Annotated in this window: 16 protein-coding genes and 1 pseudogene; 4 read left to right on the top strand and 13 right to left on the bottom strand. The window is 70.7% G+C overall.

What is annotated here, in order from left to right; translation table 11 throughout:
• Window positions 1–501 (bottom strand): annotated as a pseudogene (locus tag ACLL9L_RS07370) (preprotein translocase subunit SecA); the annotation flags it as partial.
• A 584-nt stretch (window positions 502–1,085) separates the two neighbouring features.
• Here ACLL9L_RS07370 and ACLL9L_RS07365 point away from each other — a divergent pair.
• Both ACLL9L_RS07365 and ACLL9L_RS07360 read left to right on the top strand, forming a co-directional pair.
• A complete protein-coding gene (locus ACLL9L_RS07365; RefSeq protein WP_411283996.1) occupies window positions 1,086–2,657 on the top strand; it encodes a hypothetical protein in 1,572 nt (523 codons plus the stop codon).
• A gap of 56 nt (window positions 2,658–2,713) precedes the next feature.
• Window positions 2,714–4,996, top strand: a complete 2,283-nt coding sequence (locus ACLL9L_RS07360; RefSeq protein WP_411283995.1) for a GNAT family N-acetyltransferase — start codon at window positions 2,714–2,716, stop codon at window positions 4,994–4,996.
• A gap of 84 nt (window positions 4,997–5,080) precedes the next feature.
• On the opposite strand, the gene ACLL9L_RS07355 is transcribed toward ACLL9L_RS07360, so the two are convergent.
• The 12 genes from ACLL9L_RS07355 to ACLL9L_RS07300 all read right to left on the bottom strand — a co-directional run bounded on the left by ACLL9L_RS07355 (window position 5,081) and on the right by ACLL9L_RS07300 (window position 16,938).
• Entirely contained in the window at window positions 5,081–6,229 is a 1,149-nt protein-coding gene (locus ACLL9L_RS07355; RefSeq protein ID WP_411283994.1) for an ABC transporter substrate-binding protein, read from the bottom strand.
• Between the two features lie 94 nt (window positions 6,230–6,323).
• On the bottom strand, window positions 6,324–7,211 hold the full coding sequence (locus tag ACLL9L_RS07350) for an ABC transporter permease (protein WP_411283993.1): 888 nt from the start codon (window positions 7,209–7,211) through the stop codon (window positions 6,324–6,326).
• Window positions 7,208–8,050, bottom strand: coding sequence for an ABC transporter ATP-binding protein (locus tag ACLL9L_RS07345; RefSeq protein WP_411283992.1), 843 nt, complete (start codon window positions 8,048–8,050; stop codon window positions 7,208–7,210). The genes ACLL9L_RS07350 and ACLL9L_RS07345 overlap by 4 nt, the downstream gene beginning before the upstream one ends.
• A complete protein-coding gene (locus ACLL9L_RS07340) occupies window positions 8,050–8,934 on the bottom strand; it encodes an ABC transporter permease (protein WP_411283991.1) in 885 nt (294 codons plus the stop codon). The genes ACLL9L_RS07345 and ACLL9L_RS07340 overlap by 1 nt, the downstream gene beginning before the upstream one ends.
• Window positions 8,934–9,965, bottom strand: coding sequence for a TIGR03842 family LLM class F420-dependent oxidoreductase (locus ACLL9L_RS07335; RefSeq protein WP_411283990.1), 1,032 nt, complete (start codon window positions 9,963–9,965; stop codon window positions 8,934–8,936). The genes ACLL9L_RS07340 and ACLL9L_RS07335 overlap by 1 nt, the downstream gene beginning before the upstream one ends.
• Window positions 9,966–10,034: 69 nt before the next feature.
• Window positions 10,035–11,453, bottom strand: a complete 1,419-nt coding sequence (gene hydA / locus ACLL9L_RS07330; protein ID WP_411283989.1) for a dihydropyrimidinase — start codon at window positions 11,451–11,453, stop codon at window positions 10,035–10,037.
• 28 nt (window positions 11,454–11,481) lie between these two features.
• Window positions 11,482–12,315, bottom strand: coding sequence for a nitrilase-related carbon-nitrogen hydrolase (locus ACLL9L_RS07325; protein WP_411283988.1), 834 nt, complete (start codon window positions 12,313–12,315; stop codon window positions 11,482–11,484).
• A gap of 125 nt (window positions 12,316–12,440) precedes the next feature.
• On the bottom strand, window positions 12,441–13,364 hold the full coding sequence (locus ACLL9L_RS07320; RefSeq protein WP_411283987.1) for a glycosyltransferase: 924 nt from the start codon (window positions 13,362–13,364) through the stop codon (window positions 12,441–12,443).
• Window positions 13,361–14,578, bottom strand: coding sequence for a winged helix-turn-helix domain-containing protein (locus ACLL9L_RS07315; RefSeq protein WP_411283986.1), 1,218 nt, complete (start codon window positions 14,576–14,578; stop codon window positions 13,361–13,363). The genes ACLL9L_RS07320 and ACLL9L_RS07315 overlap by 4 nt, the downstream gene beginning before the upstream one ends.
• Window positions 14,578–15,303 carry a response regulator gene (locus ACLL9L_RS07310; RefSeq protein ID WP_411283985.1) on the bottom strand — a complete coding sequence of 242 codons (726 nt, stop codon included), beginning with the start codon at window positions 15,301–15,303 and terminating at the stop codon, window positions 14,578–14,580. The genes ACLL9L_RS07315 and ACLL9L_RS07310 overlap by 1 nt, the downstream gene beginning before the upstream one ends.
• 97 nt (window positions 15,304–15,400) lie before the next feature.
• Window positions 15,401–16,045, bottom strand: coding sequence for a ribosome hibernation-promoting factor, HPF/YfiA family (hpf, locus tag ACLL9L_RS07305; protein ID WP_411283984.1), 645 nt, complete (start codon window positions 16,043–16,045; stop codon window positions 15,401–15,403).
• A gap of 185 nt (window positions 16,046–16,230) precedes the next feature.
• Window positions 16,231–16,938, bottom strand: a complete 708-nt coding sequence (locus tag ACLL9L_RS07300; protein WP_411283983.1) for a ComF family protein — start codon at window positions 16,936–16,938, stop codon at window positions 16,231–16,233.
• Window positions 16,939–17,153: 215 nt separating this feature from the next.
• Between ACLL9L_RS07300 and ACLL9L_RS07295 the strand changes: the two genes are divergently transcribed.
• Together ACLL9L_RS07295 and ACLL9L_RS07290 are read left to right on the top strand one after the other, a co-directional pair.
• Window positions 17,154–18,755 carry a sensor histidine kinase gene (locus tag ACLL9L_RS07295; RefSeq protein ID WP_411283982.1) on the top strand — a complete coding sequence of 534 codons (1,602 nt, stop codon included), beginning with the start codon at window positions 17,154–17,156 and terminating at the stop codon, window positions 18,753–18,755.
• Window positions 18,752–19,386, top strand: a 635-nt coding sequence (locus ACLL9L_RS07290; protein WP_411283981.1) for a response regulator, incomplete at its 3' end; no start/stop codon positions are given. The genes ACLL9L_RS07295 and ACLL9L_RS07290, both read left to right, overlap by 4 nt.

Below are 19,386 nucleotides of genomic sequence, written 5' to 3'. Positions count from 1 at the left end.
GGCCCGCCGCTGCTCCGGCGTCATCGACGACAGGATGCAGCCGGTCTCGAGCCCCAGGGCGCGGTGCACGCGACCCATCAGCTCGGACTGGTACTCCGCGAGGTAGTCGTTGACGGTCACGACGTGCACCCCCTTGCCCGAGAGGGCGTTGAGGTAGCTCGGCAGCGTCGCGACGAGGGTCTTGCCCTCACCGGTCTTCATCTCGGCGACGTTTCCGAGGTGCAGGGCGGCGCCGCCCATGATCTGCACGTCGAAGTGGCGCTTGCCGAGGGTGCGCTTCGAGGCCTCCCGGACGGCGGCGAACGCCTCCGGAATGAGCTCCTCGAGGCTCTCTCCGCCCTCGACGCGCTTCCGGAACACCTCGGTCTCGGCGCGCAGCTCCGTGTCGGTCAGCTTCTCGAAGTCCTCCTCGAGGGCATTGACCTGGGCGGCGATGCCCTCGAGCTTCTTGACGATGCGCCCCTCACCGGCACGCAGCAACTTCTCAAAGACCTTGGGCACGCTCTCACTCCTGGACGACACATAGGGCAGCAGACACGGGCGGTGGTGGACAGCGACCTAGGCTAGCCGGTTGCCCGGGCACCCACCCAACGGACGGCCGACACACCCGGTTCCGTCGGCGAGCTCGAGGCGAGGACCAGGTATGCCGTTCTGGCCGACGAATGCGGTGAGGACTCCTCCGGGGAGCAGGGCCAGCACTGATCGCCCCTCCCTCACCCGTTGACCGCCGAGAGGGCGGCACCTCTACCGACAGGGTCGGCCCATGGCCCCGAGCCCGAGTGCCTGCGGCGCGGGACGAACGACGGGATGCTGGCGGCTCGGCCCGCTCAGGACGTCACCGACCCCCCTCCGCGTCCCGTCGCTCGGACCTGGGGGTCACCACGATCCACCGGACCAGACCCACGATCCTGGCCCTCGGGGTCCCGGCCCGCGTCCCACGGCGCACGTCGTCCGAACAGCCAGATGGCGACACCGACGGTATGGACGTTTCGCACATCCGCCTCAGTGCCCCACGCCGTCGCCAATCTCCCTCTTGACATGTTGACATGTCGACATTGACGGCGACGGGGCAGGGACAGGGGCGCATGACCAAGACAGGCGCAGGGGTGGGCGTTCCCGCCTCGGTGGTCGCTGACGAGGGTGGGCAGGACACCAGCCGGCGACGACTGCTCGGACTCCTCCCCGTCGGCCTGGTCGTCCTGGCCGCCGTAATGCCCGCGCTGCGCTTCTTCGACATCCCACCGCCGAGCCAGGACGAGTGGATCCTGCTGGTCTACGCCGACCAGATCCTCGACGGCCGACTGCCCCACCGCGACTTCTTTACCGTCTACGGCCCGGGAACCTTTGCCCTGGTGGGCGCCGCTTTCAGGACGCTCGGCTCGTCCGTCGAGACCGAAGGGGCGGTCGGTCTCGGCTACCACATGGCCTTGGCCGTGGGCGTCATGCAGCTGACCCGGCGTTACGGCAGGGCTCCCTCGGTCGCAGCAGGTATGGCGTGTGCGCTCATCCTCCTTCCGCTCCAGCTGATCGCTTATGCCTGGCTGGGGGCGCTGGCAGCCGCCATCTGGGCCTTGGTGCTCTTGGACCGAGGCAGCTCCCGACGCCTCGTGGTCCTGGCCGGCGTGCTGGCGGGGGCTGCGGCGTTCTGGCGACCGGAGATGGTCGTTGTGTCCGTCCTTGCGTCGTGCCCGTTCGTCATTCGGACGAGACGGTGGCGTCCCTTCGTCGCCGGGCTGGCGCTCGGCCTGACCCCCACGATTGCCTACGGGGTCGCCGTGGGACCACAGCTCGTGAAGAACATCGTTCTCGACCGGTTGACTGTCCGTGCGGGCATCGATGTCTCTCAAACGCCGGTGGCTCTCTGGCCCCTGGTGGCCATCGTCGGCACGTGTTGCGCCGTGCTCGTCGTCGCGGCGGTCCGGGCTCGGAGTCGCGCAGCCATCTCCGATGCCGTGCTCGCGCTCCTGCTGATGGCGCAGACCTTCCAGCGGCTCGACCTCGATCACCTCAGCTTCAGTGCGTGCGTGGTCGTCCCGTTGGTCCTGGCGAAGGTCTGCGCCTTCGTGCCAGCATCGGCCACATCTCGGGAGGGCGCCTTGTTCAGTCACTTGACGCCGCCACTCATAGCGGTCGCAGCGGTGCTGTCTGTCGCCAACGGTGTGGGCGACGTCATCCGTCATCAGCAGCACCCCCCGGTGCACGTCGCCGTGGGCGCCCGATCATTGATTGTGGCCGACGCCGCGGCTGCCTCGGCACTGGAGAACACGCTCGCGCAGATCACCCGCGCCTCGCCACCGGGCAGCTCCGTCTTTCTCGGGGCCAGCGACATGAGCCGTCCGACGTTGTCATGGATCCTGCTCTACCACCTTCTGCCCGACCTGCGATCCGACGCCTACTACCTCGAGCTGCCGCCCGGAGTTGCCGAGAAACGCGGATCCCACCTCGTTGCGGATATCAAGGGCGCTGACGTCCTCGTCCTGGCCGACGTCCTGGCGGCGCGGACCGCTCTCCTCTTCCCCTACGTGGGTCCCGGGAGCGAGGACGCGAACCAGACCGTGGCCAACGAGTTCCGTGCCGTTGCCGAGACCGCCTACGGCACGGTCTACACGCACTGCGCGCCGACCCGGGTGGACGCGACACCGGGGTCTCGACGCTGACAATCGACCGACAAATCTGCTTGCCGCGCGGCATATGGACTTGGTTGGGTGGGCACATGGACCTCGGGTACCCCGACCTCGTCCCCACGCTCGGCGACGGCGTGGTCACCCTCCGTGCGATGCGAGCGGACGACCTGCCAGCCGTCATCGAGCAGAGCCGGGACCCGGAGACGGCTCGGTGGACCCTGGTGCCGCAGCCCTACGGTCCCGATGACGCCACGGCCTTCCTCGACGTCGTCCGCGACGAGTGGCAGAGCGGAGAGCGCGCGTCGTGGGTCGTCGAGGCGGCCGGCCGGTTCGCGGGACTGGTGTCGCACCGGCCCCGGGACCTCGGGACCGTCGAGATCGCCTTCGCCGCGCACCCTGCCGAGCGGGGTCGCGGCAACCTGACCCGCGCCGTTCGGCTCATGTGTGAGCACGCGTTCCAGGAGGGCGCCAAGGTGGTGCTCTGGCACGCCAAGGTCGGCAACTTCGGCTCTCGGAAAGTGGTCTGGCGCAACGGGTTCCGCATCACCGGCCCACTGCACCAGTCGCGCCGGGGAGAGCTGCTGGAGGTGTGGGCCGGGTCGCTGGCCGTCGGCGAGCCGAGGAGCCCCCGCCATCCGTGGCTGGAGCCGGTCGTCCTCGAGCAAAACGGGGTGCGGCTGCGGCCGTTCCGTCCTGAGGACGGCGCGGCGATGCCAGAGCAGCTGGACGAGACAGCCGCCCGGTTCATGACTGGAGCGATGCCGACCCGCGAGGGGTTCGACTCGTGGCTGCTCGCCCGGACCAACCGGTCCGCCGAGGGAGAGAGTGTCCTGTGGGCGATCGCTGACGCACCAACGGACCTGGTGCTCGGGGGGATCTGGATCTTCGGGTTGAACCACGCTGCGCGAGCTGCCTCAGGGGCGGTCGGGTTCTGGCTCGTCGAACCGGCCCGGGGTCGGGGAGTTGGCGCCGCCTCTCTCGACGCAGCGATCCAGCACGCGTTCGGCACGGCCGAGACCGGAGGGCTCGGGCTGCGACGCCTCGAGGCGGGGTGCGCGGTGGACAACCTCGCGTCGGCCCGGGTCCTGCGTCGGGCCGGGTTCCGTGCGGTCGGAACCGAACGCCAGGCCCTCGTGGAGGGCAATGCTGCCGCGGACTCACTGCTCTTCGACCTGCTCGCCGACGACGACCGGGCCGGGCAGCGGGTCGAGCCCGCGGCGGTCCCTGTCCTCGAGACCGACCACCTGCGGCTGCGTCCGTGGCGCGACACCGACGAGCCCGCGCCCGGAGACGGGCCCGACGACGCCAGCCGTCGGTTCATGCCGGCGGGGGCACACCCGGACGCCGAGGGCTTCCCGGCGTGGTTGCGACTGCGCAGGGGGCAGATGGCGCTGGGCGACAGCGTCAACTGGTGCGTCGCCGACCGCCAGAGCGACCGCGCCCTCGGCAACGTCACGCTCTTCCGGATGGGTCCCGCCGCCGAGCGGTTCCAGGGGGAGGTCGGCTACTGGCTCCACCCGAGCGCGCGCGGGCGACACGTGCTGCGGGAGGCGCTCGACCCGGTCATCTCGCACGCTCTTGCCCCGACCGCGGAGGGGGGGCTGGGCCTGACCCGGCTGCACGCGGGGACCGACCTGGACAACACGGCCTCCCAGGCGGTGCTGGAGCGGGCCGGCTTCCAGCAGTGGGGCGCCGACCGGATGGCCTACCGTCGCAGCAGCGGCGAGCTCACCGACGGCGTCTACTACGAGCTGCTCAGCACCGACCCCCGCACCGACCAGCGCGTCCGTCACCGGACCCCGCTCCCCGACGTGACCCTGGAGGGTGAGCGCGTCAGGTTGCGGCCGTGGCGCGACGATGACGCACCGCGGGTCGAGGAGGCCTGCCGGGAGCAGCGGACGCGCCACTGGCTGGCCGGGCTCCCCCTGCCCTACACGGCCGAGAACGCGGCGGCCTATCTTGCGAGCTGCCGGGCCCATGCCCGCGCGGGGACGGGGTTGTTCCTCGCCATGGCCGACCCGGTCGACGACCGGTGCGTCGGGTCGATCGCGGTGATGGGCCTGCGAGGGGAGGACCCGACGAGCGGCGAGTGCGGCTACTGGACCCACCCGGACGCCCGGGGCCGCGGCCTGATGACCGAGGCGCTCACCCGCCTGGTCCGGCACGGCTTCGCGCCCCAGGACGCCGGCGGCCTCGGGCTGCGCCGTCTCACCCTGCGAGCAGCCGCGGGCAACGCTGCGTCGCGGCACGTCGCCGAGGCCACCGGGTTCGTGGCGACGGGCCTCCAGCGCCAGGCCGAGCGCCTCGGGGACGGGAGCTTCGACGACCTCGTCGACTACGACCTGCTCGCCTCGGACTGGTCGGCTCGCTGACCCCTCCTCTCCCCCCGGAGGGATCCGGCTTTCGCCGGGACGCCGGCGAACGCCTCCGGAGGGAGCCGATCCCGTGATCGACGCCTATTTGCCACCCTCCTTCAGGGTGACCGCGGGGGCCTTGTAGGACGCGCCGGTCACGTCGAGACCCTCCGCCTTGAGGGCGTCGATCGCCTTCTGGGCGTAAGCGTTCGTGTAGGCGTCGGCATCCGGCGCCGTCTTGACGACCTTCTGGCTCGTCGCGACCGACACGGTCTGATCCCACGCCGCCTTGTCGACGACACCGATGCCCGAGGGCGCCGGCCAGACGAGCTCGTTGACCTTGGCGAGCTGCCAGGCCTGGTGCGAGGCGCCGAGGGTCGGCCCGTTCTTGAGCACGATGTCCACGCACGGCTGGAAGGCGTCACGACAGGACACCCAGCCGGCCATGGCCCCCTTGAGCAGCTTGACCGCGGTGTCCTGATACGTCTTGTCGCTCTTGAGCTTCTCGGTGTCGGCCCAGATCGCGTCCTGGAGCATCGCCGTGCCCTCGTCGTTCCAGTTGATCACCGACAGGTCCGACGGCTGGTAGAGCGCGCCCGTTGCCGGGTTCTTCTGCTCGAGGACCTGCGCGTACTCGTTGTAGACCATCGCCTGGGCCGCGTCGATCTGCTTGCCCAGCAGGGCGCTCATGTCGAACTGCTGCTGCACCAGGGTGACGCCGCTCTTGGGGTCCACGCCGGCCTTCTGCAGCCCGGCGAACAGCTCGAACTCGTTGCCGAAGCCCCAGTTGCCGACCTTCTTGCCCGCGAGTCCGGCCGCGGTGGTGATCCCCGAGTCCTTCCACGAGACCTGGAGGGTCCCGGAACGCTGGTAGATCTGGCCGATGTCGGTGATCTTGGCGCCCTCGTCGCGGGAGGCGAGCGCCTTGGGCACCCAGGCGATGGCGAAGTCGACCGCGCCGGTGGCGAGCTGGGTCTGCGGGACGATGTCGACGCCGCCCTCGATGATGGTCACGTCGAGGCACTCCTTGGCCCACAGGCCCTGGTCCTTGGCCGCGTAGTAGCCGGCGAACTGGCTCTGGGCCACCCACTGGAGCTGCAGCTTGACCTTGGTCGTGGTCGCACACGCCGCGTTGGTCGCCCCCCCGCCCCCGCCGGCCGCGCTGGAGCTGGTCGTGTCACCGGTGCCGCACCCGGCGAGCAGGACGAGTGTGGCGACGGATGCGCCGATGGTCAGGCGATGGGTTTTCATGGCTGGTCCTCCACGGGTCTGCGATGGATGGGTGGTCGGTGCTGACCGCGTGAGCAGCGTCGCGCACTCGGTATGCCGGTCGGTGGCGTCCGGTTCATGGGTGGGCCCGGGTGGGTGGCTGGCCCCGAAGGAGGAGCCGCTCGAGAAGGAGCACCACGGCATACAGGGTCATCCCGAGCAGGGCCGCGGCGAGGACGGCCGCCCAGGCGCGGTCGTAGCGCGAGAGCCCCGCGCTCTGGGTGATGATGCCGCCGAGGGTGCCCTGCTCGCCGCCGAAGTACTCAGCGACGATGGCGGCGATGACCGAGAGGCTGACGGCGACCTTGAGCGAGGTGAGGAAGTAGGGCAGGGCGTTGGGCACGCGGACCTCCCGCAGCACCCGCCAGCCGCCGACGCCGTAGGTCCGCATCAGCTCGAGGTGGACCGGTTGCACCTGGAGCAGCCCCTTGGACGTGCTGACGAACACCGGGAAGAGGACCACGGCGACGACCACGGCCTGCTTGGCGGTGGGTTCAACCTGCCCGAACCACTTGAAGAAGACCGGAGCCAGCGCGACGATCGGCGTCGCGGCGAGAGCGGCCGCGAGCGGGGTCAGCACCGTGGCCAACACCGCGAAGCGCGTGCAGACCAGGGCGAGGAGGACGGCGAGGACGACCCCGATCAGCAGCCCGGAGATCGCCACCCACCCCGTCTTGCCGACGCCGACCACGATCTGCGGGAAGGACTCCCCGAAGGCCGACCCGATGGCGGACGGCTTGGGGACGAGGAACTTCTGGATGTTGAAGACGGTGACGACCAGCTCCCACCCGAGCATGGCGAGGACCCCGACGAGGAGCGGCGGCCAGATGGCGTGCAGCGCGGCAACGCCGCGCTCGGTGCGGCGGCCACCGGTCGTTGCCGGGGTGGCGTCCGACGACGCGGCGTCCGACGACGGGGCGTCCGACGACGTCGGGGAGGCCCGGATCGGCGTCGTGGCGCTCACTCGAGCACCACCTCGTCCGGGCCGAGCGTCCCGGGGCCGCGCAGGGCCGCGCGCACCTGCGTGACCGCCGCGAAGAACCGCTCGTCCGCCCGGGTCTGCTCGGTCCGCTCGCCCAGCGCCACGTCGACGACCTCGGAGATGCGGCCGGGCCGGGCCGAGATGACGACGACGCGGTCGGAGAGGAACACCGCCTCGGGGATGGAGTGGGTCACGAAGACGACCGTGGCCCCGGTCTCGTCGCAGATCCTGACCAGCTCGGCCTGCATGTGCTCCCGGGTCATCTCGTCGAGGGCCCCGAAGGGCTCGTCCATGAGCAGCAGCCCGGGTCGCATGGCCAGGGCGCGGGCGATGGCGACCCGTTGTTGCATGCCCCCCGACAGCTCCCACGGTCGGTGCCCGGCGAAGTCGGGCAGGTGGACCAGCTCGAGCAGCTCGCGGGAGCGCTCGCGTCGTTTTGTGGCGTCCCAGCCGAGCAGCTCCAGCGGCAGCTCGATGTTGGCGGCCACGGTGCGCCAGTCGAAGAGCCCGGCCTGCTGGAAGGCCATCCCATAGTCGTGGTCCAGGCGTGCCTGGCGGGGCGGCTTGCCATTGACCTCGATGCAGCCCGACGTGGGGGTCTCGAGGTCGGCCACGAGCCGCAGCAAGGTCGACTTGCCGCAGCCCGACGGTCCGATGAGGGAGACGAACTCTCCACGGGCGATGTCGAGGTCGATGCCCTGCAACGCCGTCAGCCCACCCCGGCGGCCGGCGTTGAAGACCTTGCCGACATCGCGCACGGCGATGGCGTTTGCGGTCGAGCTGGGCTGTGGCGCAACGGACGTGGTCGATGGAGTCGTCATCAGGCCTCCCTGGGTCGGTGGCGCATAAGCACGCGGTCCAGGACGTCGACGAGTCCGACGCAGACCACGCCGAGCAGGCCGGCCGCGAGGACGGCGCAGTAGAGGCGGGGCGGGTCGGTGAGGTACTGCTGGGCGTAGTCGATGATCAGGCGGCCCAGGCCGCCCCGCAGTCCGGCCGAGATCTCCCCGACGATCGCGCCCACCACGGACGCTGTCGCGGCCAGCTTGAGCGCCGGGATGAGATAGGGCACGGCCGACGGCAGCCGCAGCTTGAGCAGAGTCGCCCGCGACGAGGCGGCATACGACGTCATCAGCTCCATCGAGATCGGCGTCGGTGACGTCAGCCCCCGCAGGCCGTTCACCGCGACCGGGAAGAAGGTGAGGTAGGTCGCGATGACCGACACCGACATCCATGGCTCCCACGTCGCGAACGGGAGTCGGATCTTGTTGCCCCAGGCCATGATCACCGGTGCGAGGGCGATGAGGGGCACCGTCTGCGAAACGACGACCCACGGCAGCACGCCGCGCTCCAGCCAGCGCGAACGCAGCATGAGCATCGCGAGGAGCAGCCCGATCACCACGCCAGCGACGAACCCGACGAACGCCTCGCGGAAGGTGAAGACTGCCGCGTCGAGGAGGTACTGCCACAACGGGTGGGGATCGCCGGTGCGCTGCGGGGCGCCGAAGCGGGTGAGGATCGACAGGAACGGCGGCAGCGTCGCGTCGTCCGTGGGCACCGGTAGCGGGCGCGTCGTCCCCGGCCACGACCCTCCGGTGACGGCGCCGACGGCCTTGTATGCCGTCCACACCACTCCGACGGCGACCAGGGCGCCCAGCACGAGCAGGCTCGTGCCCGCGGTCCGGCGCACCGATGCGGCCCGCATCAGCTCTTGGCCCTGACGTGGTCGGTGACCGCAGGCATGACCCGCTGGCCGTAGGTCCGCAGCGTCTCGTCCTGGGCGTCGTGCTGGAGGTAGAGCGCGAACTGGTCGACACCGAGCGCCTTCAGCGACTCGAGCTTGGCCACGTGCTCGGCGACGGAGCCGATGACGCAGAACCGGTCGACGATCTCGTCGGGGACGAAGTTCGTGTGGCTGCTGCCGGCCCGCCCGTGCTCGTTGTAGTCGTAGCCCTCGCGCTCCGTGATGTAGTCCGTCAGGGCCTGCGGTACGTGCGCCCCGTCGGCGCCGTAGCGGGCCACGATGTCCGCGACGTGGTTGCCGACCATGCCCCCGAACCACCGACACTGCTCGTAGGCGTGGGCGCGCTGCTCGATGCTGCCGTCCGTGACGTAGGCGGGGGCCGCGACGCAGATCGTCACCTCGTCGGGATCACGACCGGCGTCCGCCGCGGCCTCGCGGACCGCGGCGATGCTCCACTCCGCGATCGAGAGGTCGGCCAGCTGGAGGATGAAGCCGTCCGCGACCTGACCGGTCAGCTGCAGGACGCGCGGTCCGTAGGCCGCGACCCACACGTCAAGGTGGGAGCCGCGGCTCCACGGCAGGCGCAGACGGCTGCCCTTGTAGTCGACCTCCTCGCCGTTGGCCAGCCCCCGGATGACCCCGATCGACTCGCGCAGCTCGGCCACGGTCGACGGGCGCCCGTTGGTCACCCGCACGGCCGAGTCGCCCCGACCGATCCCGCAGATCGTGCGGTTGCCGTACATCTCGTTGAGTGTCGCGTAGGTCGAGGCGGTGACCGTCCAGTCCCGCGTCGCGGGGTTCGTGACCATCGGGCCGACCATGATCTTGCGGGTGGCCGCGAGGACGGCGCTGTGGATGACGTAGGGCTCCTCCCATAGCAGGTGGGAGTCGAACGTCCAGGCGTGGCTGAAGCCGTAGTGCTCGGCCTGGCGGCACAGCTCGACCACCCGGCTGGCCGGGGGGTTGGTCTGCAGCACGACGCCGAAGTCCACGGATGCATCTCCTCTCGGTGCTTTGGGCGGCAGGTGGCGGGCGGCAGGGCTCGGCGGGCTCGGGTCGCCTCAGTGGAGGTACTGCGAGAGCCCGCGACGGACGAACTGCCCGTGGCCCTTGGCGCCGCGGAACTCGCCCTCCTGCTTCACGACCCGGCCCCGCGAGAGCACCGTGTCGACGTGGCCGTCGATCTCGAAGCCCTCCCAGGCGGAGTAGTCCATGTTCATGTGGTGGGTCTTGCCGAGCCCGATGCTCGTGTGTCCCTGCGGGTCGTAGACGACGATGTCGGCGTCGGCCCCCGGCTCGATGACGCCCTTGCGGCCGTAGAGCCCGAACATCCGGGCGGGCGTCGTCGAGGTCAGCTCGACCCACCGCTCCAGGGTGATCTCGTTGGTGACGACGCCCTGGTAGAGCAGGTCGATGCGGTGCTCGACCGAGCCGATCCCGTTGGGGATCTTGGAGAAGTCGCCCATCCCGAGCTCTTTCTGCTCCTTGTAGCAGAAGGGGCAGTGGTCGGTGCTGACGACCGAGATGTCGCCGGTGCGCAGGTACCTCCACAGCTCGTCCTGGTGTCCTTCGGCCCGCGCGCGCAGGGGCGTCGAGCAGACCCACTTGGCTCCCTCGAACCCGGGCGCTCCCAGCTGCTCCTCGAGGGAGAGGTAGAGATACTGCGGGCACGTCTCGCCGAAGACGTTGAAGCCCTGATCGCGGGCCTCGGCGAGGCGGGCCACGGCCTGCTTGGCACTCATGTGGACGATGTAGAGCGGTGCTCCGGTGATCCGGGCCAGCATGATGGCCCGGTGGGTCGCCTCCTCCTCGGTCTCCCACGGGCGGGTGAGGCCGTGGTTGACGGGATCGGTCTCACCGCGTGACAGTGCCTGGGCGACCAGGACGTCGATGGCGATGCCGTTCTCGGCGTGCATCATGATCATCGAGCCGTTCTCGCGCGCCTTCTGCATCGCCCGCAGGATCTGGCCGTCGTCGGAGTAGAGGACGCCCGGGTAGGCCATGAAGAGCTTGAAGCTCGTGATCCCCTCGTCGACGAGCTCGTCCATCGCCTTGAGTGCGTCGTCGTCGACGCCACCAAGGATCTGGTGGAATGCATAGTCGATCGCGCAGTTCCCGGCCGCCTTCTCGTGCCACGCGGCGAGCGCGTCCTGGACCCGCTCCCCCGTGCGCTGGACGGCGAAGTCGACGATCGTCGTCGTCCCGCCCCAGGCCGCGGCGCGAGTCCCGCTCTCGAAGGTGTCGGAGGCGCTCGTGCCACCGAACGGCATCTCCATGTGGGTGTGGCAGTCCACGCCGCCGGGGATGACGTACTTGCCCGTGGCGTCGATGACGGTCTCGGCCGTCGCGGCGAGGTCGGAGCCTAGCGCCGTGCTGTCGGGGGCGACCAGGGCGACGATCCGCTCGCCGTCGAGCAGGACGTCGGCAGCGACCCGGCCGGTCGCCGAGATGACGGTGCCGCCGGTGATGAGGGTGGTCATCGTGACTCCTTCGGTGGTGCGGGTCGACTCAGGGACGGACGAGGTCGTCGTAGGCGTCCGGTCGACGGTCGCGATAGAACGCCCATCGTTCGCGCACCGTCTGGATGAGGTCGAGGTCGAGGTCTCGGATGATCAGCTCGGGCTGGTGGGTGTCGCCCTTGTCCCCCACGTAGTTGCCCTCCGGGTCGACGAAGTAGGACTGGCCGTAGAAGTCGTCGTCACCGAGGTCCTCGATGCCGACGCGGTTGATCGCGCCGACGTAGTACTCGTTGGCCACGGCTGCGGCTGGTTGCTCGATGCGCCAGAGGTATTCGCTGAGGCCACGGGAGGTCGCAGACGGGTTGAAGACGATCTGGGCGCCGTTGAGACCGAGCGCCCGCCACCCCTCCGGGAAGTGCCGGTCGTAACAGATGTAGACGCCGACCTTGCCGACCGCGGTGTCGAAGACGGGGTAGCCGCCGTTGCCCGGGCGGAAGTAGAACTTCTCCCAGAACCCCCCGACGTGGGGGATGTGCTGCTTGCGGTACTTCCCGAGAAGGCTCCCGTCGGCGTCGATGACGGCCGCAGTGTTGTAGAGGAACGGGTCCTCCCGTTCGTAGACCGGCAGGACGATGACCATGCCCAGCTCCTTGGCCAGGGCCTGGAAGCGCTCCGTCGTGGGGCCGGGCACCGACTCGGCATACGCGTAGTACTGCTTGTCCTGCACCTGGCAGAAGTACGGCCCGTAGAAGAGCTCCTGGAAGCAGATGACCTGCGCGCCCCGCGCTGCCGCGTCCCGAAGGTACTGCTCGTGCACCACGATCATGGACTCCTTGTCGCCGGTCCACGTCGTCTGGACCAGCGCTGCGCGGACTACGGTCATCGTCAGCCTCACCTCCCGTGTCGGAAGTCGCCAGCCTAGACAGATCTGCCCAGACCACAAGACGTCCGGCGAACAATTGGGTGACATCCCGATGTCGTTCCCCACCCCTCGCACGCCAGCACGTCTCAGGTCCGCGGCGCCGGACCGCCCACGCCACGAAGACCATCGCGTATGCCGCGCAGCACCCACCGCGCCCGCTCACCGCGACCGGGGACCAGCGCCAGGACCAGGACCAGGTGCCGGGCCAGACCGAGGAGCTGGCCGGCCGCCCACCGGGGGTGGCGCCGTCCGTGCGCGCGCGCCAGGGCGATCCGGTTGCGGGAGAGGAAGTAGTAGCGGAACGGCCTCGCGTGGGTGAGCTGGAGGGGGACCCCGCGCAGGAGCAGGGGCCTGCCGAGGAAGCGCACCGGGTGACCCCCGCCGAGCCGGTGGCCGAGAGCGGTCCCTCGCGCGAGGACCACGAGCCGGCCGGCGTCGAGGCAGCGCAGGTAGAAGTCGCTGTCGACGCCGTCGATGAACAGGGACTCGTCGAACGGCCCCACCGAACGCAGCACGTCCACGGCGACGAGCAGTCCGGACTGGATCGGCTCATCCCCCACGAGGGTGTCCCCTCGCTCGGACCGGAGCCTGCTCGGCAGCCCCGCAACGTGCTCCGGGGCGACCATCGCGACGTGCAGCCCCGCACGCTGCGCCGACTCACGCGCGGCGAGGGCCGCCCGGACGTAGCCTGCGGGCACCACGGAGTCCTGGTCGAGGGTGAGGACGTCCATCAGCTCGTCATGAGCCGAGATCACCTGCGCCACCCCGGAGTTCAGCGCCGCGGCGACGCCCCGGTTGGCCCCGTGACGGATGAGGGTGCACCCGAGGGCGGCGCAGGCGTCCAGGGCCTGCTCCGCCGCAGCCGAGGTGCTCCCGTCGTCGACGACGACGACGACGGCCACCTGCCCGAGGACGCTTGCGACGACGGTGGTCAGGCTCGGCCCGGGGTCGAATGCCGTGACGACCGCGGCGACGGCGGGAGTTGCGCCCGGGCCCAGCGCGCCGCTCACCGGGCACCCGCGCCCGCCGGCGCGGGGACGACGCCCTCGCCGAGCCCCAGCCAGTCGGCCATCGAGGCGAGCGCCCGCTCGAGGCCCTGACCGGCCCCGGCCGGGACGTCCCGCTCCCACGTCACCTGCTGGACCCGCAGCACCCCGGTGGCACGGTCGGCCTTGAGGTCGCACCGCCCGACCAGCCGCTCGCCGAAGAGGAAGGGCAGCACGTAGTAGCCGTGGACCCGTTTGGCGGCCGGGGTGTAGATCTCGATGCGGTAGCGCAGGTCGAAGAGGGCCTCGGTGCGCTCGCGCTGCCAGACGAGGGAGTCGAAGGGGCTGAGCAGCGCCTCGGCACGGACCTGGCGTGGCGCCCGTGCGTCGGCGTGCAGCCAGGCCGGCCGCGACCAGCCCTCGATCTCGACGGGGAGCAGCTCCCCGTCCTCGACGAGCCGGGCGATCGCGGGTCGGGCGTCGGCCCGCCGGATCCGGAAGTAGTCGGCCAGGCACAGCTCGGTCGCGACCCCCTGGGACCGCGCGGCAATGCGCACGAGCTCGACGAACGCCTCTTCCTCGGGCAGTCGCGCCGTGGGGTCCACCCATTGCGTGCGGTGGCCGGGTGGGACGACCCGGGTGAGGGAGGCGTATCGGCGCTCGAACTGGGCGGTCCGTCCGGCCGAGGTGATCCGACCGGCCCAGAAGAGGTATTCGAGCGCGGCCTTGACGAGGGACCAGTTCCAGCCCCAGTGGTCACTCTGGCGGGGGAGGTCGTGCGACAGGGCCGCCTCCACCTGGCGGGTGGTCAGCGGCCCGCGGGTCTCGACCTCCTCGAAGACCGCCTCGACGAGGTGCGGATGGTCACGGTGGACGCGCTGCATGCCGCCCCACGAGCCGTTGGCCGCCGCCCGCATCCGGTGCTCCATGAGGGGCCAGGTCGACGGGGGGATGAGGCTGGCCTCATGGGCCCAGTACTCGACGAGGCGACGCGGGGCCTGGTCGCGCGCGCGGTCGAGCAGCGCGCGGTCATAGGGGCCGAGCCGGGAGAAGAAGGGGAGGTAGTGGCTGCGGGCGACGACGTTGACGCTGTCGATCTGCACGACGCCCACACGATCGACCACGCGCTGGAGGTGTCGGGTGGTCGCACCCCACGGTGGGGGCTTCGGGTCGGCAAAACCCTGGGCTGCCAAGGCGATCCGGCGGGCCTGCGCCTTCGTCAGTCGACGAGGGGCCATCAGGCCTGGCGAGGGTCGATGATGTTCTGTCGCACGGCATACATCGCCGCCTCCATCCGCGTGTGCAGCTGGAGCTTCTCGAGGATGTTGCGGACGTGGTTCTTGACCGTGTTCTCGGAGATGAAGAGCTGGGAGCCGATCTCGCGGTTGGCCAGGCCCCGGGCGACGAGGCGCAGCACCTCCACCTCGCGAGCGGTCAGCTTGGGGGTGTGGGGGCTGGGGGCCTCCTCCTCCCGGCGGCTGATCTGGGCGAACTCGGCGAGCAGCTTGGAGGCCATCGACGGCGAGATCAGGGACTGACCGGTGTGGACGGCGCGGATGCCCGCAGCGATCTCCTCGCCGGGCACGTCCTTGAGCAGGTAACCGTTGGCGCCGGCCCGGATGGCCTCGAACAGGTCCGTCTCCTCGTCGGAGATGGTGAGCATGACGATCTTGCTCGACGGCACGCGCTCCTTGATCGACAGGCAGGCCTCGATGCCGGTGCTCCTGGGCATCCGGACGTCCATGAGGATCACGTCGGGAAGCAGCTCCTCGGCCCGCTTGACGGCCTCGACCCCGTCGCCCGCCTCGCCGATGACGTCGATGTCCCCCTCCTGCTGCAGGACCATCTCGAGCCCCCGCCGGAAGAGGACGTGGTCGTCCGCGACGAGCACCCTGATCGGGTCAGCCACCCCAGCGCCGGGGATGCTGACCGGAATGTCCTGCAATGCCGGCATCCTGTCCATGGGAGGCATCATCGCACGCAGCCCCGACCGGGCTCGTCCTGTCCCCGTGCGACCTTCCGGACGGGCCCGGTCCTCGAGATCCCGATCACCGGGGCTGCTAGACGGCCTCGCCGACCTGGCCGTCGGGCTGGTCCACCTGCAGGTGGATGACGCCGTAGGACCACCCGCGCCGGCGGTAGACGACACTCGGCTGGTCGGTGTCGCTGTCGTGGAAGAGGAAGAAGTCGTGACCGACGAGCTCCATCTGGTTCAGGGCCTCCTCGAGGGTCATCGGGGCGCTGGAGTGGACCTTCTCCCTGACCTCGATGGGCGAGTTGCCGACGGCGCCGAAGTCGGCCTCCTCCCGCTCGCCCGACGGCGAGTCCGCCGGTGCGTCCCCGATGTCCGTGACGGGGGCGATGCGTCCGGTGGCGCGGGCAACGGACTCGGGCACGCGACGGCCGCCGCGTGAGACCTTGCGGCGGTCACCCGCACGTCGGAGGCGTTCGAGGAGCTTGTCGAGTGCCGCGTCCAGGGCGGCGTACTTGTCATCCGTGCACGCCTCGGCCCGGATGACGGGCCCCTTGGCATGGCAGGTGATCTCCACGGACTCCGAGTTGCGAGCAGTCTTCTCGTGGGTGACGACGACGTCGACCCGGGAGACCTTGGGCAACAGCTGCGGCACCTTGGAGAGCTTCTCCTCGAGATGCTGTCGGAACGGGTCAGAGATCTGGGCATGACGCCCAGTGACAACAATGTCCACGTGATGCTCCTAGCGGTTTGGGGATCGGGTCTGGTCGGGCCGGGCAGACCCAGGGGACCTGCGGCACCACCTCCGATCGTCCATCGCGGGGCTCTTCCCCCGACCGTAGTCCCGTCCGCCCCGCGGCGATACCTGAGGGTCCGTGGCCTGGCGAACAATCCAGGTTTCGTGACATTCCGGGTCGGTCAGGGTGCCCGGTTCCCCCGCCTGCGGGTGGCGGCGATCGTCGCGACACCGACGACGCGGACCCCGTCGACCCGCAGGGCCCGGGTCGCCTCGGCGAGGGTGGCACCAGTGGTCATCACGTCGTCGACGAGCAGCACCCGCGGGCCGACGTGGCCACCTCGCCAGCGGGGCTGCACGGCATACGCGCCGGCCAGGTTGGCGGCCCGGGCGACGCTGTCGAGCCCCGCCTGGTCGGCGAGCCGGCGCACCGGCGACAGCGGCGTCGCCAGGGTGAGTCGGTCCCCCGCATCGAGGCGCATCACGCGCCGGGCCAGCTCGGCGAGCGGCGCGTCACCACGGCGGCGGGTCGCGGCATCGGACGACGGCACCGGCACGACGACCAGCGGGCCACCCGGGCTGGCTCCGTCGATCGCGGCGAGGAGCAGGGGGGCGAGGACGCCACCGAGGTCGCGCCGGTCCTCGTCCTTGTATGCGGTCACGAGCGCCTTGAGCACCCCGCCGTAGGGCCCGCACGTGGTCACCGGCGGCAGCCCGACGGGTGTGGGGGTGGGAGCCACCCGGCGGGGCCTTGGATAGAGCTCCTCCCGCAGCTGGGTGGTGCACCCGGGGCACAAGGGAGACCCCGGGAGGTCGCACGCGCCGCAGGTGCCGGGCAGGACGAGGTCGAGCAGCGCCGCGAGCAGGGGCGGTGGGCGAGGTGGTGTCATGCCCCATCCTCGGCCCGGCGAGGCTCCCCCTCGCGCGGCCGCACGACGCCTGTGGACAGCGCCTGTGAACGGCGGACGACGGCGGCGAACGGACGGGAAGGACAAGTAATCGGGCGGACTTGGGATAAATTGGGTAAAAACGCCACATGACGGGCCTGTGGGCGACGACGATGTGCTGAGGAACATCGACAGGCGCTGACGGAGGGACGCTGCACATGCGGGGAGGTCACGGACTGTCGACCGGCACGGCCCTGCGCCTCGCCGTAGGACTCGTGGTCGTGCTCGTCAACGGTCTCGGCACGACCGGCTACCGCGTGCTCCCGTGGGCCCTGCTCATCGTCGCCATGGACCTCGTGACGGCCTTCCTGCTCATCGACGTCCAGGTGCTGCTGCGACCCCGCCGGATGCTGCACCCCATGGTGCCCACCCTGGTCGGCGCGGCATGCGCGGGCTGGGCCGTCTCGGTGGGGCCCAGCGCCCTGCCACTCGTCATCATCCCGGTGTTCCGGGCCGGCGAGCGCTGGGGACGCCGCGGCGCCCTCGCCGCCACCCTGACGTGGTTCGCGGCCACCACCAGCATGGTCGCACTCGGCCCCGGCACCACCCTCTTCCTGGCCCAGGAGCGGACGGTGATCTGGGGCGCCATCGCCCTCTGCCTCGGCGTCCTGGCTGCCTGGTCCAACCACGTGGCCTCGCCCGGACCCCTGTCCAACGCCGCCGCCGACGAGGCGGCGTTGCTCGTCTCCCGGTTGGAGCACGTCGCGGCCGACCTGCAGGGCGGCCTGGACCCGGCCACCTCGGCGGAGATGCTGCTCGACTCCATCGGCCGTCCGGGTCCGATGGCCCGCAGTGCCATCCTCGTCGGTTCGGGCGCCGACCAGCCGGTCCCGTTGGCGCTTCGAGGCTCCGAACGGGTGCCGTGGCCCGACCCGACCCTCGACCCCGGCGTCGTCGGCGTGACCTGGCGCACCGGCCGACCCGGACGGCACTGGGACGAGGTGTCGCACCGCGAGATCCACGTCGTGCCCCTGCGCTCGAGCGACGGGACCCAGATCGGGGTCCTCGTCCAGGACGTCATGGCCACCGTGCGCACGTCGGACGACGACACCCTCGAGTCCCTCGCCGACCAGGCTCACCAGTTCGGCCCGCTGATCGGGGTCGCGCTCGCCTTCGCCGGTCTGCGCGAGCGGGCCGGGTTCGAGGAGCGAGAGCGTCTCGCCCGGGAGATGCACGACGGCATCGCCCAAGAGCTCGTCGCCCTCAGTCTCCACCTCGAGCGGATCCGCCGGACGGTCCTGGTCGACGCCGCACTCAGCGCCGACGAGCTCGAGGCAGCCCGGGCGCAGCTGCGGCGGATCCTCGGGGACCTGCGCTCGCAGATCTCCGACCTGCGCGTCTCCGTCCGGCCCGAACGTGGTCTCGGCGCCACCATGTCGTCGCGCCTGCAGTCCTTCGGGACGACGACCGGACTGGTCGTGAGCCTGCGGCTGAGCGAGTCGGGCTTCCGCCTCCCCGCCCGGGCCGAGACCGCGCTCTACCAGCTCTTCCTCGACGTGCTCGCCGACGTCAAGCACTCGGGAGCGACCGGGGTCGACATCGACCTCACGGTCGTCGCCCCCCACGCCTCGATCCGGATGAGGCACGACGGGAGGTCGATGCTCACCCAGGCGGGCATGCTCGACCACCCCCTCACCCGTCTTGGTGGCCAGATCGTCGTCTCCACCGCCGCCGGGCTCGACGTGTCTGCCCAGCTCGCGACCCCACTGACCCATTCCTCGCCCGTCCACGTCCAGCAGAAGGTGCCCCAGCCATCATGAGCCTCCACGTCTCCACCGTCCGCCCGACAGTGACCAGCACCCGGCTGCGGGTGATGTTGGTGGACGACCATGAGCTCGTCCGGCAGGGCATCAACTACCTGCTCTCCTCCGACGAGGCGATCGAGGTCGTCGCCGAGGGCTCCAGCCTCGCGGAGGGCCTGGTCCTGGCTCGCTCGGCCCAGGCGGAGGTCCTTGTGGTCGACGTCTCGCTCGGTGACGGCTCGGGTCTGGATCTGGTGCGCCACGCCCGCGAGCTGCGGCCACGGCTCGGCATCGTCGTCCTGACGATGCACGACGACGACAACACCCTCCTCGAGGCCCTCGACGCGGGCGCCTCCGCCCTGGTGCTCAAGAGCGGCTCGGCCGACGAGGTGATCTCCGCGGTGAAGCACGCGGCGAACTCCCCCGACTCGTTCTCCGCAGCCGGCCTGGCAGGGGCGCTCCGGCGTCGCTCCGACCCGTCGCGACCCAAGCTGACGGTTCGCGAGACCGAGGTGCTCGAGCGGCTCGCGGCCGGGGACTCGGTCGCCTCCGTGGCCAAGCAGCTCTACATGAGCGAGTCGACGGTCAAGACCCACATCTCGAAGCTCTACGACAAGCTCAAGGCCAACAACCGGGCGAGCGCCGTCGT

The sequence above is a fragment of the Lapillicoccus sp. genome (assembly GCF_046595215.1).
GTDB lineage: Bacteria > Actinomycetota > Actinomycetes > Actinomycetales > Dermatophilaceae > Lapillicoccus.
This window is presented reverse-complemented; position numbering and strand designations above follow the sequence as displayed.